The sequence below is a fragment of the Microbacterium sp. genome (assembly GCF_031178445.1).
Classification (GTDB): domain Bacteria; phylum Actinomycetota; class Actinomycetes; order Actinomycetales; family Microbacteriaceae; genus Microbacterium.
Map to the genome: position 1 here is coordinate 438,988 of NZ_JAPSIY010000002.1, position 22,682 is coordinate 461,669.

At 69.4% G+C, this 22,682-nt stretch carries 19 protein-coding genes; 6 read left to right on the forward strand and 13 right to left on the reverse strand.

Features of this window, described 5'->3' with window-relative positions:
• Positions 1-106: 106 nt before the first annotated feature.
• Positions 107-1,567: a L,D-transpeptidase family protein gene (locus RIN43_RS04875; RefSeq protein ID WP_309127757.1), complete on the reverse strand. Its 1,461-nt coding sequence runs from the start codon at positions 1,565-1,567 to the stop codon at positions 107-109.
• A 175-nt stretch (positions 1,568-1,742) separates the two neighbouring features.
• On the opposite strand from RIN43_RS04875, the gene RIN43_RS04880 reads away from it, so the two are divergent.
• From RIN43_RS04880 to nagB, 3 genes are read left to right on the forward strand one after another with little or no spacing between them, the layout of a single operon-like run.
• Positions 1,743-2,927: an ROK family transcriptional regulator gene (locus tag RIN43_RS04880; protein ID WP_309127758.1), complete on the forward strand. Its 1,185-nt coding sequence runs from the start codon at positions 1,743-1,745 to the stop codon at positions 2,925-2,927.
• Positions 2,924-3,886 (forward strand): ROK family protein, encoded by a 963-nt coding sequence (locus RIN43_RS04885; RefSeq protein WP_309127759.1) that lies wholly within the window; start codon positions 2,924-2,926, stop codon positions 3,884-3,886. Before RIN43_RS04880 ends, RIN43_RS04885 begins: the two co-directional genes overlap by 4 nt.
• The gene (gene nagB, locus RIN43_RS04890; RefSeq protein WP_309127760.1) at positions 3,879-4,658 is read left to right on the forward strand and encodes a glucosamine-6-phosphate deaminase; all 780 of its coding nucleotides are present in this window, start codon (positions 3,879-3,881) and stop codon (positions 4,656-4,658) included. Before RIN43_RS04885 ends, nagB begins: the two co-directional genes overlap by 8 nt.
• 96 nt (positions 4,659-4,754) lie before the next feature.
• On the opposite strand, the gene RIN43_RS04895 is transcribed toward nagB, so the two are convergent.
• The 6 genes from RIN43_RS04895 to RIN43_RS04920 all read right to left on the reverse strand — a co-directional run bounded on the left by RIN43_RS04895 (position 4,755) and on the right by RIN43_RS04920 (position 12,050).
• On the reverse strand, positions 4,755-5,150 hold the full coding sequence (locus tag RIN43_RS04895; protein ID WP_309127761.1) for an NUDIX domain-containing protein: 396 nt from the start codon (positions 5,148-5,150) through the stop codon (positions 4,755-4,757).
• A complete protein-coding gene (locus RIN43_RS04900) occupies positions 5,143-6,504 on the reverse strand; it encodes an FAD-linked oxidase C-terminal domain-containing protein (protein WP_309127762.1) in 1,362 nt (453 codons plus the stop codon). The genes RIN43_RS04895 and RIN43_RS04900 overlap by 8 nt, the downstream gene beginning before the upstream one ends.
• The gene (locus tag RIN43_RS04905) at positions 6,501-6,872 is read right to left on the reverse strand and encodes a YrdB family protein (protein ID WP_309127763.1); all 372 of its coding nucleotides are present in this window, start codon (positions 6,870-6,872) and stop codon (positions 6,501-6,503) included. The genes RIN43_RS04900 and RIN43_RS04905 overlap by 4 nt, the downstream gene beginning before the upstream one ends.
• A gap of 9 nt (positions 6,873-6,881) precedes the next feature.
• The gene (locus RIN43_RS04910; RefSeq protein WP_309127764.1) at positions 6,882-8,969 is read right to left on the reverse strand and encodes a sigma-70 family RNA polymerase sigma factor; all 2,088 of its coding nucleotides are present in this window, start codon (positions 8,967-8,969) and stop codon (positions 6,882-6,884) included.
• A gap of 379 nt (positions 8,970-9,348) precedes the next feature.
• Complete coding sequence (locus tag RIN43_RS04915) at positions 9,349-10,536, reverse strand: amidohydrolase family protein (protein ID WP_309127765.1); 1,188 nt, start codon at positions 10,534-10,536, stop codon at positions 9,349-9,351.
• Positions 10,533-12,050: a beta-N-acetylhexosaminidase gene (locus RIN43_RS04920; RefSeq protein ID WP_309127766.1), complete on the reverse strand. Its 1,518-nt coding sequence runs from the start codon at positions 12,048-12,050 to the stop codon at positions 10,533-10,535. The genes RIN43_RS04915 and RIN43_RS04920 overlap by 4 nt, the downstream gene beginning before the upstream one ends.
• A 169-nt stretch (positions 12,051-12,219) precedes the next feature.
• Here RIN43_RS04920 and glyA point away from each other — a divergent pair, with 169 nt between their 5' ends.
• Together glyA and RIN43_RS04930 are read left to right on the forward strand one after the other, a co-directional pair.
• Entirely contained in the window at positions 12,220-13,494 is a 1,275-nt protein-coding gene (gene glyA, locus RIN43_RS04925) for a serine hydroxymethyltransferase (RefSeq protein ID WP_309127767.1), read from the forward strand.
• A 113-nt stretch (positions 13,495-13,607) separates the two neighbouring features.
• The gene (locus tag RIN43_RS04930; protein ID WP_309127768.1) at positions 13,608-14,495 is read left to right on the forward strand and encodes a bifunctional methylenetetrahydrofolate dehydrogenase/methenyltetrahydrofolate cyclohydrolase; all 888 of its coding nucleotides are present in this window, start codon (positions 13,608-13,610) and stop codon (positions 14,493-14,495) included.
• A gap of 3 nt (positions 14,496-14,498) precedes the next feature.
• Here the strand turns inward: RIN43_RS04930 and RIN43_RS04935 are convergent, their stop codons facing one another.
• Complete coding sequence (locus RIN43_RS04935) at positions 14,499-15,047, reverse strand: hypothetical protein (protein WP_309127769.1); 549 nt, start codon at positions 15,045-15,047, stop codon at positions 14,499-14,501.
• A gap of 76 nt (positions 15,048-15,123) precedes the next feature.
• Positions 15,124-15,843: a DUF6882 domain-containing protein gene (locus RIN43_RS04940; protein ID WP_309127770.1), complete on the reverse strand. Its 720-nt coding sequence runs from the start codon at positions 15,841-15,843 to the stop codon at positions 15,124-15,126.
• Positions 15,844-15,945: 102 nt separating this feature from the next.
• Here RIN43_RS04940 and RIN43_RS04945 point away from each other — a divergent pair, with 102 nt between their 5' ends.
• Positions 15,946-17,310: a TIGR00366 family protein gene (locus RIN43_RS04945; RefSeq protein ID WP_309127771.1), complete on the forward strand. Its 1,365-nt coding sequence runs from the start codon at positions 15,946-15,948 to the stop codon at positions 17,308-17,310.
• A gap of 18 nt (positions 17,311-17,328) precedes the next feature.
• Here the strand turns inward: RIN43_RS04945 and RIN43_RS04950 are convergent, their stop codons facing one another.
• The 4 genes from RIN43_RS04950 to RIN43_RS04965 all read right to left on the reverse strand — a co-directional run bounded on the left by RIN43_RS04950 (position 17,329) and on the right by RIN43_RS04965 (position 22,663).
• Positions 17,329-18,558: an MFS transporter gene (locus RIN43_RS04950; protein ID WP_309127772.1), complete on the reverse strand. Its 1,230-nt coding sequence runs from the start codon at positions 18,556-18,558 to the stop codon at positions 17,329-17,331.
• Between the two features lie 55 nt (positions 18,559-18,613).
• Entirely contained in the window at positions 18,614-19,900 is a 1,287-nt protein-coding gene (locus tag RIN43_RS04955; RefSeq protein ID WP_309127773.1) for an alpha/beta fold hydrolase, read from the reverse strand.
• Positions 19,897-20,970, reverse strand: coding sequence for a hypothetical protein (locus tag RIN43_RS04960; protein ID WP_309127774.1), 1,074 nt, complete (start codon positions 20,968-20,970; stop codon positions 19,897-19,899). The genes RIN43_RS04955 and RIN43_RS04960 overlap by 4 nt, the downstream gene beginning before the upstream one ends.
• 64 nt (positions 20,971-21,034) lie before the next feature.
• A complete protein-coding gene (locus RIN43_RS04965) occupies positions 21,035-22,663 on the reverse strand; it encodes an OPT/YSL family transporter (protein WP_309127775.1) in 1,629 nt (542 codons plus the stop codon).
• Between the last annotated feature and the right edge of the window lie 19 nt (positions 22,664-22,682).

Sequence of the window (22,682 nt, forward strand, 5' to 3'; positions counted from 1 at the left end):
GCCCTCCTCGCGTATGCGCTCACGGATGCAAGGGTCGGAGCGCACCGAAGTCGTCGCGTCGCAGGAGCGATGCCGGGGCGGTCCGGGCCGACGACCCTGATCAGGATCAGCTGTGGACCCAGACCTCGAGCCCTACGGGGGCCCAGTCGTAGATCTGCTTGGCGAGCGACGGCGGCAGGTTCACGCAGCCGTGGCTCATGCGCTGTCCGAAGTTGTTGTGCCAGTAGGCGCCGTGGAAGGCGATGTTCGGAGCGAACCAGGTGTTCCAGGGCACGTTCTCGGTGCAGTAGGCGGCGCCTTCGAAGCAGCCCATGTCCTGGAGGGCGGTGTGCGCGAACACCTTGAACCGCCCGGTGGGAGTGGGCGTCTCCGCCAATCCCGACGAGATCGCCCACGAGTTGACGAGCTTCTCGTTCTCGTAGAGGTAGACCCGCTGGCTGCCGAGATCCGTCTCGATGCGCCGGTACAGAGCGGTCGTCTCGAACGGTGTGGTGGTCACCGGCAGGTCGAACGTCGCGTCGCCGCTCTCGAGCGCCTCGGCGAAGTCCGTCGCCGCGTCGGAGGTGTCTCCGAGCACTCGGCCTTCCTTACCAGGGGTGACTTCGCGCAGCACGTTGCCCTTGGAATCGACGATGTTCGTGGCGTTGACCACATCGCGGTCGACGAGCTTCGGCAGCGTGTCGACGACGGTCTGGATCGCGGCGGAGTCGGCGCTCACCGTCAGCTCGCCGTCGAGAGCCTGCACTGAGAGCCACGTCGACGCGACGTCGGGTGAGACGGGAACGGTGCGCTCGTCGCCGACGTAGAAGCCGAGCTGGCCGAGCATGCCGTTGAGCTGGTCGGCCGTCGCCGTCGCCTCGTCGGTCGTGATGTCGGCAGGTGCTTCGGTCGGGTCGCCGGAGAATGTGAAGTCGAGGTCGCCGTCGAGCGCGGCAGCGGTGAACGCCTTCTCGAGCTCGGGCACCGAGATGCCCGTGCCCGGTTCGTCGGCGGTCATGACGTACTTCTTCGCCTCCGCGTCGTAGGTGACGGTCGCATCGACGGCATCGACGAAGCTGTCGGGGACGGCTGCGTGCAGAGCACGCTCGGCGGCCGATGCGTCGAGGGTCACATCGGCGACGATGGGCTCGCCCATCCAGGAGCCGATGTTCCACATCGGTCGATCGGCGAAGGCCTGCTCAGTCAATGCGATCGCATCGACACTCGCGCCGAGGTCGGCGCCGCTCACCGTGGCGCCTGCGCCCGCGCCGGTGAGCTCGATCGTCGCCGAAGCCAGGCGCCCGCTGACGGCCTCTGCCGCCATGCCGGGAGTCATGCCCCCCACCGACACTCCGGCGACGGTCGTGCCCGGCGCGATGAGGATGGTGGACGCGCCGCCGGCGGCCAGGACGAGCGCGCCGACGCCGAGGCCGACCCAGAGACCGGTGCGGCGCTTCCTGGGTGCGGGTTCGTTCGGCGCCCATTCCATCGGACGGTCGCCGTCGATGGGAGGCTTCGCCTCGGTGGGCGCGTCGGACGAGAGCGCGTCGAGTGCGCCCGTGTCGGGTCCGGAGATCACATCAGTCACGGACTCACCCCCCAATGATCAGCGTGACGTTCTTGGTTCATGGTACGGGACCATCGATAACGGCAGGGCAACGTCCGGCGGTGTGAGCGGGGGATGGGGTAACGTTTCGGTAACCTCACGGTGCAACGGCGTCTCGCTGTTGCGGGCCCGATGTTCGTAAGGTCTACTAACAAATATGACCTCACCAGATCCGAGCGGTGGTCGACGGGCCGTGCTCACCGGCGGTCGCCCGCATTCTTTCGGCGCCGGCAGCAGGCTCCGCTCTCGCACCAAGGTGCTGCCGGAGCAGGCCCGTGCGCACAACCGCGCCTTGGTGCTGCAGACGCTGTACCACCGCGGTGCGCTCAGCCGTGCCGATCTCTCGCGGGAGACAGGGCTCACCCGTGTCACCATCTCGGATCTGGTGGCCGAGTTCATCGCGGACGGGATCGTCACCGAGATCGGCGTACGCGAGGTGACAGGGCCGGGGAAGCCGGCCATCCTCATCGACATCGACCGCACCGGGCACCACATCATAGGAATCGACCTCTCCGGCGCCGCGGAGTTCGAGGGCGCCGTGCTGGATCTCGACGGCAGCGTCCTCGAGCGCCGCTCGGTGCCTTTGCCTGACGCGGCGGAGCCTGAGCTCGCCTACGCTGCCGTTCGGAGGCTCGCCGGATTGCTGCTCGATGCCGCCACGCGGCCCGTGCTCGGCATCGGCATAGGAACCCCCGGCGTCGTGCGGCCCGACGGCGTGGTGCTCAGCGCGCCCAACCTCGGATGGTCGGACTTCTCGCTCGAGAGCCGACTGCAAGGCGAATTGAGTCTGCCGGTTCTGGCCCGCAACGACGCCAACGCCGCCGTGCTGGCCGAGTACACCTTCGGCGACGCCCCTGCGGACCTGATGCTCATCCGCATCGGCCGCGGCGTCGGCGCAGGGCTCATCACCGGGGGAGAGCCGCTGGTGGGCGGCCGCTTCGCCGCGGGAGAGATCGGGCACGTCGTGGTCGGCACCGATCCCGGCCCCGAGTGCGCCTGCGGCAGACACGGCTGCCTGGAGGCATGGGTCAACGTGCCCAGGCTCGAGAACGCGGTCGCGGCCGCGCCGGACGAACGCGACGCGATACTGCGGCAGGCGGGCGAACGGCTCGGCATCGGCATCGCTCAGATCGTCGCCGCGCTCGATCTGTCGGAGGTGGTGCTCTCCGGCGATCGCACCGCGCTGTCGGACCCCTTCGTCGACGCCGCGACGAGAACGCTCCATGAGCGCACCCTCGACGGGGTGTTCGAAGACGTGATCATCCGCTTCAGCGATCAGCGCGACATCGTGCTGCGCGGTGCTGCGGTGATGGTGCTCTCCGCCCAGTTGGGAGTGTCGTGAGCGTGCCCGTGGAGGGTGTGCGCATCGGGTTGGATGTGGGCGGTACGAAGATCGCCGGCGTCGCCCTGGCGCCGGACGGGGAGATCATCGCGCGCACCCGCCGCGCCACCGGCTGGGGCGCAGTCGCCGTGATCCGGGGGATCGCCGAGGCGGCGCAGGATCTCGCGGCGCAGGCGGGCGCGGCGGCCGGCCAGATTCGTTCGATCGGCGTCGGCATTCCCGGACTCGTCGATGCGGACGCGGGCCGCGTTCTGCACGCCGTGAACCTCGGCGTGGAATCCCTCGATGTGGGGCCGCAGGTGCGGGCGTTGCTGAACGCGCCGTGTCATGTCGAGAACGACGTCAAGGCGGCCGCCCTGGGAGCGGCAGCCCTGCACGGCGACCGGGAGCCGATGGCGTACCTGAACATCGGCACCGGCGTCGCGGCCGGCATCGTGATCGACGGCCGCATCTGGCGCGGCGCGCGAGGAACGGCAGGCGAGGTGGGGCATCTCGTCGTCGATCCCGGCGGCCGGCTCTGCGGCTGCGGGCAGAGAGGATGCATCGAGACGCTGTGCGGCGGCGGGGCGATCGCGAGAGCCTGGGCTCGTGGAGGGGCCTTCCCGGTCAGAGACGTGCTGGATGCGGCGGATGCCGGGGAGGAAGCGGCGATCGCTCTGCGCGACGACCTCGCACGCGGGGTGTCCGCGGCTGTGCGCGCGCTGGTGCTCAGCGTGGATGTCGAGCGGGTCGTGATCGGCGGGGGCCTGACCGCGCTCGCGGATCGCATCGAACCTCGCATCCGCCAGGCACTGCGCGACGACGCCGCGGAGTCGCCGTTTCTGCTCTCACTCGGGCTCGATGAGAGAATCGAACTGCTCCCCGCCTCCTCGCCTGTCTCGGCGATCGGGGCGGCGCTTCTGGGCGCGGATGTCGCGCAGCACACACCCCTCGAGAAGGAGATCATCGCTCATGGCTGAAGTCGTCATCGTGGAGAGCAAGGCTGCCGCAGGCGCGCTCGTGGCCGACGAGATCGTGGCGCTGATCGACTCCAAGCCCGACACCGTTCTGGGCTTGGCCACCGGCTCGACCCCGCTTCCGGTGTACGAGGCCCTGCGCGAGCGTCTTGCGGGCCACGACGTCTCGCGGGTGCGCGGCTTCGCGCTCGACGAGTACGTCGGCCTCGACCCTGAACATCCCGAGAGCTACCGCTCGGTGATCACCCGCGAGGTCATCGAGCCGCTGGGACTCGACCCCGCCCGCATCCGCGTGCCCAACGGTGCAGTGGAGACCATCGAGCACGCCGGCGATGACTACGAGCTGGCGATCGATGCCGCGGGCGGAGTCGACCTGCAGATCCTCGGCATCGGCACCGACGGGCACATCGGATTCAATGAGCCGGGATCGTCGTTCGCGTCCAGCACGCGGGTGAAGACGCTCACCGAGCAGACCCGCGAGGACAACGCGCGCTTCTTCGACTCGATCGACGAGGTGCCTCGGCACTGCATCACGCAGGGGCTGGGCACGATCCTGCGTGCCCGCCATCTGGTGCTGCTAGCGTTCGGCGAGGGCAAGGCCGCGGCAGTCGCGGCGGCCGTCGAGGGCCCGGTGAGCGCCATGCTGCCCGGGTCCGCGATCCAGCTGCACCCGCACGTGACCGTCGTGGTCGACGAAGCTGCGGCGTCCGAGCTGAAGCTCGCCGACTACTACCGGTACACCTTCGCGAACAAGCCCGCCTGGCAGGGCATCTGATCCGCACGCTCACTCGCCGTTCGCGCTGAGGCGAGCTGTGACGCGTGCCCCGATGCACCGGCTCGTCGCGCCCATGACAGGGGCGGCGCGAGTCGGTCACGACCAGGCGATGGGAAGCAGATGCTCCTCGCTGAGCGGAGCCAGCGGCACCGCGTCGAGTTCGCCGCGCTCCAGCCAGCGCAGCTCCGCCAGCTCGGCCTGAACCACGACGTCGGACGGTTCCGCGTGCACGGCGAAGGCCGTCGCGACCACGCGATGGCCGGGTTCGTTCGCCGCGGCGGAGACGAAGGTGCCGAGCGGTCGCAGCTGCGATTCGTCGATGCGCAGCGCCAGCTCCTCCTCCAGCTCGCGCACCAGCGTCTGCGCAGGCGTCTCACCGATCTCAGGCTTGCCTCCGGGCTGCATGAACCGGGTGGTGCCGCGCTTGCGCACCACGAGTGCACGCCCGGCGGCATCGACCACGACGGCGGCGCTGACGTGGATGTCAGGCATCGGCGAACACCTTCCCCGGGTTGAGGATCCCTTGCGGGTCGAAGACCTGAACGATCCTTCTCTGCAGCTCCCACTGGTCGTCGCCGAGTTCCTCGGCGAGCCAGCGGCTCTTGAGCGTGCCGATGCCGTGCTCGCCCGTGAGTGTGCCTCCCAGGCGCACCGCCGCGCGGAACAGTTCGTCGGCTGCAGCCCAGATGTGCGCAGGCACCTCGTCGCCGTCGAAGACGAAGTTCGGATGCAGGTTCCCGTCACCTGCGTGCGCGACAGTCGGGATGCGGACCCCGTACGCGTGCTCGATGCGTTCGATCTCGTCGAACATCGCCGCCATCGCACTGCGCGGCACGGCGACATCCTCGATGAGGGTGGTGCCCATGGACGCGAGAGCGGGGTGGGTCGAGCGCCGGATGCGCAGCATCCGCTCGCCCTCGTCGGGATCGTCGGTGAGCGCCACGGCCCCGCCGGCGGAGGTGAGCACCTGAGCGATGAGCTCGGCCTCTTCGCGCGCCGCCGGTCCGTCGGTCTGGATGGTCAGCTGTGAGGCGCCGGGGGCGGGTGCGGGCAGGCCGAGCAGCGCGTGCACGCCCGCCAGGACTGTGGCGTCCATGAGCTCCATGATCGCCGGCTGCGCACCCGAAGCCGTCACCGCGGAAGAGGCCGCGGCGGCCGCGCGGACGGACGGGAACGAGGCGGTGAGGGTGCACACCACGCCCTCGATCAGGCGGCGCAGCTTCAGAGTGGCGCCGACGATCACGCCGAGCCTGCCCTCTGAGCCGATCACCAGCGAAGTGAGGTCCAGGCCGGTGACGCCCTTGACGGTGCGGTGGCCCAGCCGCAGCAGCCGGCCGTCGGCGAGCACGATGTCCACCCCGAGCACGGCATCGCGCACGACCCCGTACTTGGCGCACAGCAGGCCGCCGGCACCGGTGGCGATGTTCCCTCCCACGGTCGAGATCTCGCGACTGGCGGGATCAGGGGCCCACCACACCCCGTGCTCGGCGAGCTGGGCGTTCAGCGCCGCGTTGATGATGCCTGGCTCCACCACGGCGATGAGGTCGTCGGGGCGTACCTCGAGGATGCGGTTCATGTCGGCTGTCGACAGCACGATCTCGCCGGGTCCGGCGTTGGCGGCGCCCGCCAGCCCGGTGCCGGCCCCGCGGACGACCACGGGCACCGCGGTCTGCGAGGCGATGCGCATGGTGCGCTGCACATCGTCGACGGTGCGAGCGCGTACGACGGCGAGGGGGCGGCCGGGGGATCGATGCCCGCTGGCATCCGCACGCGCTGCTTCGAGCGATTCGGCAGTCGTGTCGACGATCTCGCCCAGTTCGTCGCGGAGACGATCGACGATGTTCACGCCAGGGCCCGACGACCCGCCACGACTCCGGCCGACACGGCCACGACGGCGAATGCGATTCCGGCCCACGCGGCATCCATCGACCACCACGCGAGAGTCACGCCGGCGTAGATGATCAGCTCGACGGCGGCACGCAGGAACGGGTGCAGCTGCAGCACAGGGCGGGGGGAGAGGAACAGCGCCCACACGAGCAGCACGATCAGGGGCGCGCCGATGCCGACGACGATGTTCCACGGCAGAGGCCAGGTCGCGAAGCCCCACAGAGCGAGTGTCGCGAGAGAGGCCACGAGGACCAGCGTCCGGACGATGTCGAGCGGTGTGAGCGCCGGGCGGTTCACACCCGGTTCGGTGACGGAGTCCTGGGCCATGACTCCAGTCTATTCGGCCGAGGAGGGCTCCTCGGCGGCCGCGGTGACGGCGGTCGTGAGGGCTGCGACCGCGTCTGCAGGCTCCGCAGCAGCGGTGCTCACCGCGTCCGAGGCCGAGGCAGACTCCTGTGTGTCTGCGGGATCGGGGGAGGCGACGGTCGACGGCTCCGCTTGCGCTGTGTCGGACGTCTGCTCGGTCGAAGGCTGCTCGGTCGAAGGCTGCTCGGTCGAAGGCTGCGCAGTCGAAGACTCCGCGGGCTCCTCAGCCGGCGGCTGCACGTTCGTGTCACCCGGCAGTGTGCCGTCGCCCAGCTGTTCCCCAGCGGAGGGCTCGTCGGGTTCCGGAACCTGCTGCGCCGGGTCCTCAGGGTCTTCGGGGTCGGGCAGCGAACCGGGCTGGTGGAGGCTCCACAGCGTCGTGCTCTGCCAGTCCCCGGGAACACCGTCGATGATCACGCGGAACCACACCGTCGCGTCGCCGATGATCTCGATGGGATTCGGACGCAGACTGACCACACCGGTCCCGGCTTCGTCGAGCAGGATCTCGCTTCCTCGCGCGGCCGACGCTTGGACCATCCGTGCTTGAACGGTCGAGCCCGGTGCGGCGTGCACCGGCACGAGATAGTGAATGCGTCCCTGGTCGTCCCTGATGATCGTCGCGGCTTCCCAGGTCAAGGTGCCGGGATCGGTCTCGCCAGGATCGGTTCCGGGATCCGTGCCAGGGTCCGTTCCGGGACCGGTACCCGGATCCGTGCCGGGGTTCGTCCCGGGATCCGTACCGGGGTCCGTGCCCGGATCGGTGCCCGGCTCGGTGGTCTCCGGTGGGACGACCGGAACGGGCGGGGGAGCGGCCGGTGCAGCGACGGTCTCCTCGGCGGCCGGCGGCTCCGGCGCCTCCTCCGGCTCGGGGGCCGGGGATGCTTCGTCGGCGACCTCGATGACCACGGGGTCCTCGATCGTCATGGACGCGTCGGGTGACACCTCGGACGGAATGGACGTCGAATTCGTCTCCGATGCGCTCGGCTGGGAGGTCGCGGGGGCAGAAGGCAGCATGCCCGGCACGACAGCTGCGGCGGCGACCACGCCGGCGACCACGAGGGCCGCCGATCCGGCGCCGACCAGCGCCCCGACTCCGCTCAGCCCGCCGGCCGCGGAGGAGGACGAGGCTCCGGCGGACGCACTGCCCGCAACGCTGCCGCCGGTGCCGAGGGACGCTGCTCCGCCGGCTGTGACGACGACCGCCCCCTCGACCACGTTCGAAGGCATCGCCGCGAGCGCCACGATGGGGGTGCCGCCGCCCTGCAGGGTGGCGAGGTAGCCGCTCGCGCCGGTGGCTCCCAGCACGAGGGGCAGCAGCACGAGGGCCAGACGGTTGGACACGTCCTTGGCCTCGGCTGCGACGATCATGCAGCGAGTGCACTCATCGAGGTGCTTCTCGAGCCGCTTGTGGTCGCGCGTGCCCAGGTTGCCACGTGAGTACGCGCCGAGGTGCTCGATGGTCCACTGACAGTCGGAACCGGCGGCCGCACTGCGCAGGTGCGCCTGGATCCACGCCTCGCGCAGACCCTCCCTGGCGCGGAACGCCAGCTGCGAGACGGCGCCCGCCTTCATCCCGAGCAGCGGTGCGATCTCGGCCGGTTTCATCCGCTCGATCTCGGAGTACCACAGCACCTCCTGCCAACGCGAGGGAAGGCTGCGGAACGCCTGTGCTGTGAGGCCCCGATCGAGCGCTTCGTCGGCGGCCTGATCGGTGCTGTCCGGGTCGGGAACCGCCTCCATCTCATCGATCGCGGTCTCACGTCGGGCGCGACCCCAGGCGGCTGCGGTGTTGCGGATGCTGGTGAACAGGTACGCGCGGAACGACCCGTTCGGACCGCCGCCCTTCAGGATCGCCTGGTAGATGCGCGTGTACGACTCCTGCACCAGGTCGTCCGGATCGATGGAAGAGGTGATCGAGCGTGCGACCGCGGTCCCCGACGAGTAGTGGCGTCGCCACAGTTCGCCGAACGCCTCGGTATCGCCCGAGCGGGTACGCAGGACGAGATCGGCGTCCGCTGCGGCCGATCGATCCATGTCCTGGTCGTGCACGTTGTTCATCCCATCAGTGAGCGCGGGAACGCTCTCACAAGAAGAGACGCGTGAACCATCGATTCATCACGCGCCTCATCCATTCTCACCCGAAAAACAGGTCGCGGCCACCCCTGTGCATAACTCGCAGACGAGGCATCCGCCGATCTCGGATTCTTTTTCGGGACCCGCGTAATGAACCGGGTTCCTCGTCGTCTCATTCTGTAGAGCGGTTCTGAAGCCCCACCGGGGGGCGGCGGCTGAAGGGCCCGATGCCAGGTATGACGCATCGATCGGTCAGGTTCCGGAAGCCTCGGGGGAGGAGTTTCCGGACCTGGCCAGCTCGCTGGGGACCGAGAGGCCGCCGTGCTGGGGAGCACGGCGGCCGCTCGCTTTCCGCGTGGAACTCTCAGCCCGAGTGACGCAGCCGCGCGGGCGCAGCACCGCTCCAGACGCCGCGCACCGACAGGGTGGCGTCCATCAGCACCGCGTCGGCGATGTAGCCCTCCTGCAGACGGCCGAGGCAGGAGCCGAATCCGATCGCAGCGGCCGGCGTCTCCGTGAGGGCGCGCACGGCTGCCGTCGGGTCGACCCCGGCCTCCACCGTGCGGCGCAGCGCGACGTCCTGGGTGAGCGTGGAGCCGGCGATGGAACCGGTGTCATCCGCACGGGCGATGCCGTCTTTCACGGTGACCTTCACCGCGCCGAGGTCGTAATGCCCGTCGGCGCTGCCCGCCGCGGCCATCGCATCCGTGATCAGCGCGACCCGGCCCGGGGCGGCGTCGAAGAGCAGTTTGATGACATGCGGGTGCAGGTGAATGTTGTCGGCGATCCCCTCGAGCACGACACGGTGATCCGCGGCGGCGGCCAGCACCGGTCCCGGTGCGCGGTGGTGGATGCCGTTCATGGCGTTGAACGCGTGCGTGAGGATCGATGCGCCCGCTTCGAAGGCGGCACGCGCGATCGCGGCATCCGCGTCCGTGTGACCGACAGCCGCGGCAGCACCGGAATCCACGATCATGCGGATCGCCTCCATGCCGCCGGGCAGCTCGGGGGCGATGGTCACCTGCCGCACCGTGCCCCTCCCGGCATCCAGCAGCCGGGCGACGTCGTCCGCCTGCGGGTGGCGCAGCAGGCTCGGTTCGTGCGCCCCGTGGTGGCCGGGGTCGAGGAAGGGGCCTTCGAGATGGCTGCCCAGGATGTCGGCATCCGTGAGCATCAGGTCGGCGATCTCTTCCACCCGACGGGCGAGATCATCGATCGTTCCCGTGACCAGGGAGACCACGGCCCGGGTCGTCCCGTGCGAACGGTGCATGCGGCGGCCGGTGCGGATCGCCTCGAGGCCGTCATCGAAGGCCGCGCCCGCGCCGCCGTGGCCATGGATATCGATGAATCCCGGAGTGAGAACCGCGTCCGCGCCCGCTGCGGCGGTGGCGTCGATGACCTCATCGGCATCCGTCCAGCCGGCGCCGGTGCCGCGCGCCGTGACCAGGCCCTCTTCGAAGCGCACCCAGGCGTCCTCGGTGATGGCGCCGCCGTCGATGATGCGGGCGGAGTGGATGACCCGTGAGCGATGCGTGTCTGTGGTTTCGGTCAACGGGTGCTCCAGGGGATCTCGGCGATGGGGTGGTAACGGATGCCATCAGACTGCCACAGCAGTGCCTGCCGGCCGATGCGGTGGCGCAGCGAATCGATGCGCCGCTCCGGGTTGTCCGCTGACGTCCAAGCGAGCTCGGCGACGGCCGCGATGCGCGGGTGCGTGAGCTGGTCTGCGTCGTGAAGGCTGCGCACGGTCTCGGTCCACAGCGGTGCCTCCACGCCGAGGATCGCCTCGTCGTCGACCGGGAGTACCGCGGCCGGTTCCCAGTCGTATGCATCGCGTACGTCCGTCACGCCCGCCCATGACAGGCCGAGGGGGAAGTCGTCTGAGTACTTCATGTCGAGATAGCTCGCGTCGGCCGGCGATAGGATGAGACGCCCGCCCCTGTGCACGAAGTGCGCCGCCTCGGCGGCATGGGTGCCTTCGGGGGAAGTACGGCCCCAGTACTGCCCGACGGTGCCCTCCGCGATCCGGTCGACGGCGCCCGCCTCGTGCCAGGCGACAGGCGTCTTGCCGATTTCGACCACGAGAGCGGTGGCGCGCTCCATGAAGTATGCGAAGTCCGACTTGCTCGTGCCGAGCGACTCGTCGCCGCCGATGTGCAGGTAGGGGCCCGGCGTCAGCTCGGCAAGCTCGGTGAGCGCGTCGCGCACGAACCGCCAGGTGCGCTCCTGCCTGATGCGCACGCTGGAATGTCCGACGCCCCAGCCCGTGTAGGGCTCGCCTGCGACGGGAAGCGCCTGGCCCAGACGCGCGGCGTCGGCCAGCAGGTGATCGTTCATCACCGGATCCTCGACGAGCTCGGGATACGCCAGCCCGATCGCATGGGTGTGCCCTGGCAGGTCGATCTCGGGGACGATCGTGACGTGCCGTGATGCCGCGTGCGCCACGATCTCCCGGTAGTCGTCCTTGCTGTAGCAGCCGCCCTGATCGCCATTCGCACTCGAGACCGAGGACATCTGCGAGAGCAGCGGCCACGAGTCGATGTGCAGGCGCCAGCCCTGATCGTCACTGAGGTGCAGGTGCACGTGGTTGAGCTTGAGCGCCGCCGCGCGGTCGATGACGGCCTTGACCTCCGCCACGGGGAAGAAGTGGCGGGCGACGTCCAGCATCATGCCGCGGTACGCGAAGCGCGGAGCATCCTCGATCCGCACGCGCTGCCAGCCCCAGCCCTCGTCGTCCTCGCGAAGCAGCTGCAGCAGCGTCTGGATGCCGTAGAAGAGACCCGCCGCGTCCGCCCCGGTGATCTCAATGACGTCGCCGACGCGCAGACGGTAGGCCTCGGCAGGCCCCGAGGTGGCGTCGAGGCGCAGCACGACGTCGCCCGGTCGAGGCTCACCCGCGACGAGCGGGATGCGGATGCCGCAGCGGGCCGCGACGCGTTCGATGAGCGCGGCCGCGGCGGACGCGTCGCCGATCACGCGCGTGCTGTCGCTCAGGCGCGTGCGGCCCGCATCCGAGATCGCCGACAGGGGCGCGGGAACGAGGGGGAGCGGATCAGGTAAGACCATGAACAAAACCTACCGCGCGACGCCTTCGCGCTCTGGATGAATCCGCTAAGCTTTCACCGTCGCGACTGGCGTCTGGGTGGGTCACCACCGGGGAGCGGCCTCATAGGAATCGACCGCGCGCCTGGGCCGATGAGGAACACCCCCTTCACCGTGTGAACAGGAGAACGTCATGACCGACCGCTACTTCAACGCCCCGCTCGCCGAGGTCGACCCTGAGATCGCAGAGGTGCTCGAGCGTGAGCTGAACCGCCAGCGCGGCTACCTCGAGATGATCGCCTCCGAGAACTTCGTGCCCGTTTCGGTGCTGCAGTCGCAGGGCTCCGTGCTCACGAACAAGTACGCCGAGGGCTACCCCGGCCGCCGCTACTACGGCGGCTGCGAGGAGGTCGATGTCGCCGAGGAGCTCGCGATCGCCCGCGCGAAGGAGCTGTTCGGAGCGGAGTTCGCCAATGTGCAGCCGCACTCCGGTGCCACCGCGAACGCCGCTGTGCTGCATGCCATCGCCCGCCCCGGTGACACGCTGCTCGGTCTCTCGCTCGACCAGGGCGGCCACCTCACTCACGGAATGAAGATCAACTTCTCCGGCCGGCTGTACGACATCGTCGCCTACGGCGTGAACCCCGAGACGTCGATGATCGACATGGACGAGGTGCGCGCGCTCGCCATCGAGCACAAGCCGAAGGTGATCATCGCCGGGTGGTCGGCCTACCCGCGCCAGCTCGACTTCGCGAAGTTCCGCGAGATCGCCGACGAGGTCGGCGCCATCCTGTGGGTGGACATGGCGCACTTCGCCGGTCTCGTCGCGGCGGGCCTGCACCCAAACCCGGTGCCGCACGCGCACGTCGTCTCGTCGACCGTGCACAAGACGATCGGCGGGCCCCGCTCCGGCTTCATCCTCACCAACGACGCCGACATCGCCAAGAAGATCAACTCGGCGGTGTTCCCTGGCCAGCAGGGCGGCCCGCTCATGCACGTGATCGCAGCCAAGGCCACCGCGTTCAAGCTCGCGGCGACGCCGGAGTTCAAGGAGCGACAGGAGCGCGTGCTGCGCGGTGCCGCCATCATCGCCGACCGTCTCTCGCAGCAGGACGTCAAGGATGCCGGCATCGCCGTGCGCTCGGGCGGCACCGACGTGCACCTGGTGCTGGTCGACCTGCGCGACGCTGAGATCGACGGCAAGCAGGCCGAGGATCTGCTGCACGAGATCCACATCACCGTGAACCGCAACGCAGTGCCGAACGACCCGCGCCCCCCGATGGTCACGAGCGGCCTACGCATCGGCACGCCGGCGCTCGCCACCCGCGGCTTCGGCGACGCCGAGTTCACGGAGGTCGCCGACATCATCGCCCTCGCCCTGCTGCCGGACGCCGACGTCGAGGCGCTGCGCGCCCGCGTCGCCACCCTCGCCGAGGCCTTCCCGCTCTACCCCGACCTGGCTCAGTAAGCGCGCCCGGATCGGCTTGTTCGCGTGAGAAGCCCATTCGCGCATGAGACGCCACGTGTGGCGCGGTGTCTCATGCGGAATGTGGTTTCGCACCGGTGTGAAAGGAGCGGTGCATGACCGCGAAGATCCTGGACGGCAAGGCGGCGTCGGCCGCCATCAAGACCGAGCTCGCCGAGCGGGTCGCGGCGCTGCGCGAACGCGGGGTCGTGCCCGGTATCGCCACGGTGCTCGTCGGCGCCGATCCCGCATCCCAGCTGTACGTCGGGATGAAGCACCGGCAGTCCGAGGCGATCGGGATGAACTCGATCCAGCGCGAACTGCCGGCCGACGCTACCCAGGCCGAGGTCGAGGCCCTGATCGACGAGCTGAACGCCGATCCCGAGTGCCACGGGTACATCGTGCAGCTGCCGCTGCCGAAGCACCTCGACACCGACGCGATCCTTGAGCGGATCGACCCCGCCAAGGACGCCGACGGCCTGCATCCGACCAACCTCGGCCGCCTGGTGCTGAACGTCAACGCGCCGATCCACACGCCCCTGCCGTGCACGCCCCGCGGCGTGATCGAGCTGCTGCGGCGCAACGGCTACGACCTGCAGGGCAAGCACGTCGTGGTCGTGGGCCGCGGCGTGACGATCGGCCGCCCGATGGGACTGCTGCTCACCCGTCGCGACATCAACGCCACGGTCACGCAGGTGCACACCGGCACCCCAGACATGTCGCCTCACCTTCGACAGGCGGATGTGATCGTCGCGGGGGCGGGCGTGAAGCACCTCATCCGCGCCGAGGACGTCAAGCCGGGCGCCGCCGTACTCGACGTCGGCGTGACGAGGGAGGACGACCCCGAGACGGGCAAGTCGAAGGTCTACGGGGACGTGCACCCGGACGTGGCGGAGGTCGCCGGCTGGATCTCGCCGAACCCGGGCGGAGTCGGCCCGATGACGGTCGCACTGCTCATGACCAACGTCGTGGAGGCTGCGGAGCGGCTCACTGAGCGAGCGTGAGGCTCAGCCCAGCTCGTCGAGCATGCGGCGCTGTTCCGGGGTGAGCCCGTCGTCCGGCTCGCTTCGATGTCCGGTCGACGGCCCGGTGGCGGGAGAACCGGAGGGCGCCGCCGTGCGGGTGGGCGCCGGTGCGCCCCGCAGCTTCGCCTCGGCCGCGTCGTAGACGCGTCCCACCTGAGTGTGCAGGCGGTCGTCGATCCGGTCGTAGACCACCCAGCCGAGCAGCAGGATCAGTGGCGGCAGCAGGATGCCCCAGAACCCGGACGCGCGCACGGGCGTCAGCCACACCGTCAGCAGCCACAGGGCGAGTTCCACCGCGTACACCAGTGCATACTGCACGGCCTTCTGACCACCGCGGCCGCGGCGATCGGCGGCGTTGCGGAACAGTGAGCGCAGGACCGGTTTGACGAAGAGCGCCGCGAGGGTGAGCACGACGCCCGCCCACAGCGCGTGCAGGCCGACCCGCACGCTCCCCAGCGTCAGGCCGATCACCAGGAGCACCGCCACGGTGAAGACGTAGAGCGCGCCGAAGCGGATGATGCTGTTCCTCATGGCATCCAGCGTGGCACAGTTCTGCGGAACCTCGATCCGATCCCTTGAGAAGTGCGCCAGCGGGCGGCCCGGAGATTCAGGCGCCGCCGATTCGTCCTTCGACACCGCTGATGCGAGCCTGCTCATCGAACCGGAAGGTCGCGGTTCCCGTGCTGTCGCTCACGAGGGCACCGCTGAACGCGTCGTCGGTCCACTCCATGGTCCACCCGGCGAGGCGGGCGAGGTCCCAGACCGATGCGCGAGGGTCGCGCATCGCCGTTCCGGACAGGATGCGGGGCAGGGCGGCGACGGCGGCGGCAACGGTGAGCGGTTCGATCGGGGCGTCGAGCAGCAGCACGGCCCGCGCGCCGCCCGCGGGCGCGGAGTAGTAGGGCGAGAGGCCGGTGATCTCCACGGCGGCACCGGCGACGGTGTGGGCGAGTCGTGAGATCCAGTCGTCCACGTCGTCGCCGATGTCGTCGGGAAAGGCGACCTCGCCCGTGGTGAGCTCTGTGATCCCGTGCTGCTCGCCGTACGCGCGCAGATCGTCCGTGACGCCGGTGCGGTCACCCTGTGGGAGAGCCCACGACCACATCAGCGATCGGGGGCCAGGTGCGATCGAGGCGACGAGGTGCGGGGTGGCCACGAGCGTGCGCGACGGATCCGTCTCGGCAGTGAAGGTGAAGGTGCCTGCGGCGAGGTCCGCGTCCCAGCGATGCTCGCCGAGAGCGTCCGTCGCGGCGGCCAGCTGATCCTGGCGGAGGGCGGTGAACAGGGCTGCCCGATCGGCGAGAGCGGTGAGAATCTCGAAGGTCATGGGCTCAGTCTGGTCGCGCTGGCTATGGATCGGCAGGATCTGCGGGGTCCAGGGCGGATGGATATGGTCGAAGGACACGTCCGGAACGAAGGAGTTTCAGTCATGCCGACGACGCAGACCAGACCTGAGCGGCGCAGTGTGATGCGCCCTGTGAACCGCTTCCTCGAGAGATGGGTGCCATCCGCGCTCACCTTCGCGATCGTCCTCACACTGGTCGTCGCCGTGCTCGCGATGACCCTGACCCGGACCAGCCCGGTCGATGTCGTCAAGGGATGGGGCGACGGGCTCGCGGGGCTTCTCGCGTTCATGACCCAGATGTGCCTGATCCTGCTTCTCGGGTACATGCTCGCCAACACCAGGCCGGTGCGACGCCTGCTCGCCTGGTTGGCGCGCGTGCCCCGCACGGCGGCGACCGCGTACGTGTTCGTCTTCGTGATCGCTGCGATCGCGAGCCTCATCACGTGGGGACTGGGCCTGATCGTCGGCACGCTGCTCGCCCGCGAGATCGCCGTGCAGGCGCGTGAGCGCGGCATGAAGGTGCACTTCCCGCTGCTGGTCGCCGCGGGATACTCCGGCTTCGTGGTGTGGCACATGGGCTACTCCGGTTCGGGGCCGCTCACCGCAGCCACCCCCGACTCGTTCCTCGCCCCCAGCCTGGGAGGAGAGGTGGTGCCGGTCTCGCAGACCGTCTTCTCGGGCTGGAACATGCTGGCGGCGCTCGGCGTGATCGTTGTGTGCGCGCTGCTCTTCTTCATGATCCGGCCGTGCAAGGGCGAGCCGGTCTACGAACTGCCTGCGCACGTCGGCTCGGAGGGGATGGACGAGGCCGGCGACGAAGTCGTCACCCCGGCCGACCGGATCGACGCGTCCCGCATCCTGACTCTCATCCTCGGCCTCGGACTGGTCGCCTACCTCGTGGTGCACTTCGTGCAGGGGGGCACACTCACGCTCGACATCGTGAACTGGTCGTTCCTGGCCCTGATCCTGCTGCTCGTGCGCAGCCCGTTCGAGTTGATCTTCCTCACCAAGAAGGCCGCGTCCAACGTGGGCGAGATCCTGCTGCAGTTCCCTCTGTACGCGGGCATCCTCGGCATCATGGTGAGCTCGGGGCTGATCGAGCTGTTCTCGAACGCTTTCGTGTCCATCGCGACACCGGTGACCTTCGGGGTGCTCGCTCTGCTCTCAGCCGGCATCGTGAACTTCTTCGTACCCTCGGGCGGCGGCCAGTTCGCCGTGCAGGGACCCATCATGCTCGACGCGGCGAATCAGCTGGGCGTCGATCCGGCGATCGCCATCATGGCCGTGGCCTATGGAGACCAGTGGACCAACATGATCCAGCCGTTCTGGGCTCTGCCGGTGCTCGCGATCGCCGGGCTGAAGATGCGAGACATCCTCGGCTACACGTTCGTCACGCTGCTCGGGTCGGGCGTGGTGATGGCGGCCGCCCTGTTCCTCATCAGTCTCTGACCGTGCGGGCGGCGGCCGTCACTTCGCGACGGCCGCCGCCTCCACCCGCCCCATCCGCCAGACACTCGGCACGATCAGCGTGACGAGGGCGATCGCCGCGTAGAGGATCGCCGATGTGGTGAGCACGGTGGCGGGGTCGGCCCGCGTGATCAGCCAGCCGTACACCAGGGTGCCGATCGGCATCACGACGAAGCTGCCGAGCATGTCGTAGCTGGCGACGCGGGACAGCTTGTCGCCGGGGATGTTCTCCATCATCGCGACGTTCCAGCCTGTGCTGAACACCTCGGCTCCCGCTCCGGCGAGGAAGGCGGCGATCGCGACCAGCACGACTGCGGGGTGCACGCCCAGCATTGTCAGCGGGATCGCGAAAGCGGCCATCCCGAGCATCCCGTACCGCAGCGGCCGCCGAAGCGGGAACCACATCAGCACGAGCGTCATGAGGAGCACGCCGACGCCCTCGGCGCTGACGACCCAGCCCCATCCGGCGATGCCGAGGCGCTCGTCGTTCTTCGCGATGTACGGACCGACAACGCCCCACGCACCCACGTGGATGGCGTTCATCAGCATGAAGGCGAGCACGATCGTCCACAGCCAGGAGCGGCTCCAGAACTCGCTCCACCCCGTGCGCAGATCGGAGAACAGCGAGAACCGCCCGGCTCCGGCCGGCCGAGGCAGCTTGACCAGGGCGAGGACGGGGATCGCGACCAGCCAGCCGACGACCTGCACGATCATCGCCCAGGCGGGCCCGACCGTGGTCACCAGGATGCCCGCGATGACAGGACCGCCGATCACGACGGTCGAGCGCACGAACGACAGCATCGCATTGGCCTGCTGCAGGTGCTCCGGTGTCGTCAGCTGCGGGATGATGCCCTGCATCGCGGGCAGGACGAACGCCGTCGAGGCGCCGTTGAGGGCGGCGAGCCCGACGATGACCGGGATGGTCGCGGTGCCGGTGAACAGCAGCACCGCGATCGCGCCGATCGAGAGGATATCGATCACGTAGCAGGTCTGGATGACCAGCGCGCGGGGGAGTCTGTCGGCCACCACCCCGCCGAACAGGACGAACACGACGTTGCTGAGCGTGAACGCCGCGAGTACGAACGACAGGCTCTCGGGGTGGTTGTCGATCTCGAGCACGGCGAACGCCAGCGCGATCGCCGACATCGAGCCGGTGACCATCGTGATCGCCCTGGCGAGGAAGAACCAGCGGAAATTGCGGTCGCCCATCGCGGCGAACGCGCGGTTCACCGTCGTGACCTCATATGCAGCATCCGATCATCCTGGCATGCCGCAGGTGCGGCGCTCAGCGCGTCAGGTCGAGCAGCCGGGTCAGGATCGCCGGTCCGTCCTGTCTGATCCCATCGTGCTGGTAGCGGTTGGTGACGTCGAGCCCGATGCCCTGGATCACCGCCGCCGTCTCGAGCGACAGATCCGCAGGCACGAACATGTCGTCGAGGTACACGGCTGCCGCGACGGGGACGGTATTCGCCTCGAGCGCAGCCGTGTCGACGAGGGGCGCCCAGCCCTCATACCCGGCGATGATCTCTGCCGTCTCGGCGAAGGGGACCAGGGCGGGATCCTGCTCGAACTGCCACGGGAAGATCATCTCACCGGTGAAGCGGAACCGCCCGTCGGCATCCGCCTGCTGGATCTCGGCGCCCACGCGATGGGCCGACCACCGGGTCGGCTCGCCTGCGGAGTAGATTGACTCGTGCATCACCGCGTACAGCGGATTGCGCCCGAACGACAGCACGCCCCCGGCCTCGACGAGGAATGCGTCGCTGAGTCGGCGGCCGGACGGCGTCCGCACGAACGCCGCTTCCAGTTGGTAGGCGATGGCGGCGAAGCCGCTCTGCGAGCCCAGCTGGATGCCGAGCGTGCGAAAACGCTCCGGTGTCAATCGCTCACCGGTCGGAAGGCGCTCGTCGTGCTCCTCGAGGTGCAGCACGACGTCGCGGCAGATCTGCTCGAGAGCCGGGTGGGTCCGGAACAGCTCGTCGGTGCGGCGCGCGGTCTGCGCATAAGTGCGTCGGTACACCTCGTCGGGGTCGCCGCCGAGCGTCGGCAGCCCGGCGGTGATCAGCACGCGGTCGAGGGACTGCGGATGGCTGGACAGGTAGGTGGTGGCGATGAACCCGCCGAAGCTCTGCCCCAGGATGCTCCAGGTGCGGGCGCCGAGCGCGGTGCGCAGTGCCTCGGCGTCGGCGACGATCGCGTCGGCGCGGAAGTGCGTCAGCCGCTCTGCGACCTGCTGCGCAGACAGTCCGGCGATGGTCGCGCGCGATATCGGCGAGGAGAGTCCTGTGCCGCGCTGGTCGATCAGCACGACCCTGAACTCCTCCAGCGCCCGGCCCAGCCAGCCGGAGGCGTTCAGGGGGCGATCCGCCCGGTTGCCGGGGCCGCCCTGGAACCACGCCAGCAGCGGAAGATCCCGGCGCGCGCCGGTGACCGACGCCACCTCGCGCGCGAAGATCTCGATCGAGTCGCCGTCGGCCCGGCCGTGGTCGAGCGGCACTCGCAGGCGATGCTCGACGACGACCAGGTCTCCCACCCGTCGGGCGGGGGAGGAGGCGAGCGGCGGTGCGGTCATGCCGCGTACCCCTCGACGCCCATGCGCGCGCAGATCGCCACGATCTCGGGGTGCACGTAGCGACCGTCGACCTCGAGCGCCTCGCCGTCGAGGAAGATGGACGGAAGGTTCATGCTCGCGTCGGTGTGCGCGGCGGCCTCCCACGGATCTCCGCCGATCCAGGCGCCCTTGGTGCCCATGCCGAACTCCACGGTGCCGAAGACGCGTTCGTCCTCGACGATGCGGCCGGTGAGCTGGGGCACTCCGGGGTTGAAGCCGAGGCTCCAGTGCGCCAGGCGGTACATGTTGGGGTCGTCGTGCGAGGCCATCCAATTGGCGAACACAGCGGCATCCGTGCCGGGGCCGGTGAGATCGGTGATGACGCCGTTCTCGACCGTGCAGTGGATCGGGCTGTTCAGCAGACCGAGCTCGTTGGGGGGCCAGGCACCGCCGTCGAAGACCACGGTGCCGTTCTGAGTCTCCTCCAGCGGGTTGAACGAGATCTGGCCCGACAGCATGACCGACTGGCCGGGCTGCGTGGCGGGCAGGCCGCGCAGGTTGATCGGCCGTCCGCCGATCTTCGCGGTGACGTCGGTGCCGGCGGGGCTGGTGATCCGGATCTCGTCGGCCCTCTCGATCAGGCGCACCAGCGCCCAGCCCAGCTCCGTCACCTCGGCGTAGTCCACGCGGGCGACGGTGTCGACGAGCATCTGCACGTCCATGCCGGTGAGGTTGATGTAGCGGGCGCCGTTGGCGAGCGCCGCGCGGAAGGCGTTCGAGTGCATGATGTAGCCGAGCTGGTACTCGATCCACACGTCCGCGGCCGCGATCGCTGCGGCGATCGGGGCCGGCGGCTCGGCGGCGCTGGTGGAGCTGGTCGCGTAGCGGATCACGACGGGGTTCGCGCCGGCCGCGAACGCGGCGGCGGCGGTCACGTCGACGACGCGCTGGTCGGATGCCGTGTCAGCCGTGATGACGACGTTCTCGCCCGGCTTCACCAGCATGATCTCCTCGATCAGCGTCCGAGCGCCCCGCTGGGCCTCGAAGTTCAGGTACTCGGGTCGGCTCTCGATTCGGCTGACGACTTCCACTTTCTCTCCTTCATGCGGTGCCGGCGATGCGGCAGGGTGTGCGTTGGGCCGGTGCGGCCGGGTTCTACTTGAAGACCTGGGCTGTGCCCCAGACGGCGTCGCCGGCGATGATGCCTGCGCCGAAGAGCACGACCTCGTTGTGCCCCTTCTCGCCGCGCCACTTCTCCCAGACGACGCGGGCGATCAGCCCGAGGACGACGAGCACGCCGGCCCAGGGGGTGGCGATGAGCAGCCCGGTGGCGAGCATGACGCCCATCTGGCGCTTGGCGCCGCCGATGAGCTGGATGAGGGCGCCCGGGATCGCCCACAGAGCGAGCGTGAGCCAGATGCCGGGATCGGCGAGGCCCTGCGTGATGGTGTCTGCGAAGACCTTCGAGACCGGGGGGATCTGCGCATTGGCGAAGAACGGCTGCCAGAGGATCGCCACCATCGCGATCGCGACCAGAAATCCGATGACCGATGAGATGAACTGCTGCTTGCGGCCGTCGAGCTCGAAGCGGGTGTAGGGGCGCTCGCCGCGGCGCAGTATCCAGCCCGCCTTCAGGTCGTACCCCATGTCGGCGAATGCGGGGCCGGTCGCCGCGCAGTATCCGGTGAGCATCGCGAGCGGCACCACCGGGATGCCGATCAGCAGACCGATCACCATGAAGATGAGGGTCACGGCGAAGGCGGGGAACCATCCGGAGTGCATCGCGGCCAGTCCGACGATGAGCTCGTGCACGATCGCGGCGACGGCTGCGAAGAGGACCCACCCGATGAGCGCGTACCAGGTCAGCTCGGTCCACAGGCCGCCCACGACGGCGATCAGGACCGCGCCGCCGAGGTAGAGCGCGAAGCCGTTGCGGAGCACGGCCCGCAGCGTGCGGCGCGACACGGTCGATGCCAGCGACGGGTCTGCGGTGCCCTCGACGTCCTCGGCCAGCTTCTCGGTGCGCTTGGACAGCAGGATGCGTGCGGCCTGGAACAGGGCGATCAGGCCCGCGCCGATCATGACCCCGTGCGGGATGAACGCAGCCGAGAGTGAGATGCCCGTCGTCGCCGGGACGATCTGGTTCGTGATCAGACCGACGGCGAACATCGACAGCGCCCAGACGTTGCCGAGGAAGGCGACGCCGAAGGCCGACATTGGCAGCCCGAAGAATGAGGCGCCGACGCCGACGGCGGCGCCGCCGGCGAGCACGAGCGCGCGGCGTCCGCCGCGGTCGCCCGCCTTGATCGTCTCGGCTGCGGCGACCCCCGGAGGCCAGGCGGCGGTGGCGGGCAGGAACTCCGAGCCGAACGCCCGGTAAAGGATGAAGCCGTCGACCAGAAGCGCGAAGGATGCTCCGATCAGCATCGGCCAGACGAGGTCGGGCCGGCCGATGGCGAACGGGATGGCGATCGGTGTGAGCAGCGAGTTGGCGGCCGCGAACGTCGCGCCCGAGATGCTGCTCTGCGCCAGGTTCTGACGATGGATGCTGCGGAAGCGACTCAGGCCCAGGAACGACAGGCGTCCCATCACCATCGCGACCAGGGCGCCGATCACCGAGGTGTTGGCGGAGATGCCGAGCGTGGTGACGAGGTGGAGGCCGATGACGGCGCCTCCGACGCTCAGCAGGATGGTGATGATCAGTGTGGCGGGCTCGAGCGCGCGGGGATGGCGCGGGGGCGTGCTCTCGGTGACGGAGGCGCCGGTGGTGGTGTGGGAGCTCATTCGGGTGGTCCTAACGTGT

Bases quoted from the DNA above. Each gene is read 5' to 3' on its own strand.
- RIN43_RS04880 (WP_309127758.1), top strand. From the start codon at position 1,743: ATGACCTCACCAGATCCGAGCGGTGGTCGACGGGCCGTGCTCACCGGC.
- nagB (WP_309127760.1), top strand. From the start codon at position 3,879: ATGGCTGAAGTCGTCATCGTGGAGAGCAAGGCTGCCGCAGGCGCGCTC.
- RIN43_RS04895 (WP_309127761.1), bottom strand. From the start codon at position 5,150: ATGCCTGACATCCACGTCAGCGCCGCCGTCGTGGTCGATGCCGCCGGG.
- RIN43_RS04905 (WP_309127763.1), bottom strand. From the start codon at position 6,872: ATGGCCCAGGACTCCGTCACCGAACCGGGTGTGAACCGCCCGGCGCTC.
- RIN43_RS04910 (WP_309127764.1), bottom strand. From the start codon at position 8,969: ATGAACAACGTGCACGACCAGGACATGGATCGATCGGCCGCAGCGGAC.
- RIN43_RS04920 (WP_309127766.1), bottom strand. From the start codon at position 12,050: ATGGTCTTACCTGATCCGCTCCCCCTCGTTCCCGCGCCCCTGTCGGCG.
- glyA (WP_309127767.1), top strand. From the start codon at position 12,220: ATGACCGACCGCTACTTCAACGCCCCGCTCGCCGAGGTCGACCCTGAG.
- RIN43_RS04930 (WP_309127768.1), top strand. From the start codon at position 13,608: ATGACCGCGAAGATCCTGGACGGCAAGGCGGCGTCGGCCGCCATCAAG.
- RIN43_RS04935 (WP_309127769.1), bottom strand. From the start codon at position 15,047: ATGAGGAACAGCATCATCCGCTTCGGCGCGCTCTACGTCTTCACCGTG.
- RIN43_RS04940 (WP_309127770.1), bottom strand. From the start codon at position 15,843: ATGACCTTCGAGATTCTCACCGCTCTCGCCGATCGGGCAGCCCTGTTC.
- RIN43_RS04945 (WP_309127771.1), top strand. From the start codon at position 15,946: ATGCCGACGACGCAGACCAGACCTGAGCGGCGCAGTGTGATGCGCCCT.
- RIN43_RS04955 (WP_309127773.1), bottom strand. From the start codon at position 19,900: ATGACCGCACCGCCGCTCGCCTCCTCCCCCGCCCGACGGGTGGGAGAC.
- RIN43_RS04965 (WP_309127775.1), bottom strand. From the start codon at position 22,663: ATGAGCTCCCACACCACCACCGGCGCCTCCGTCACCGAGAGCACGCCC.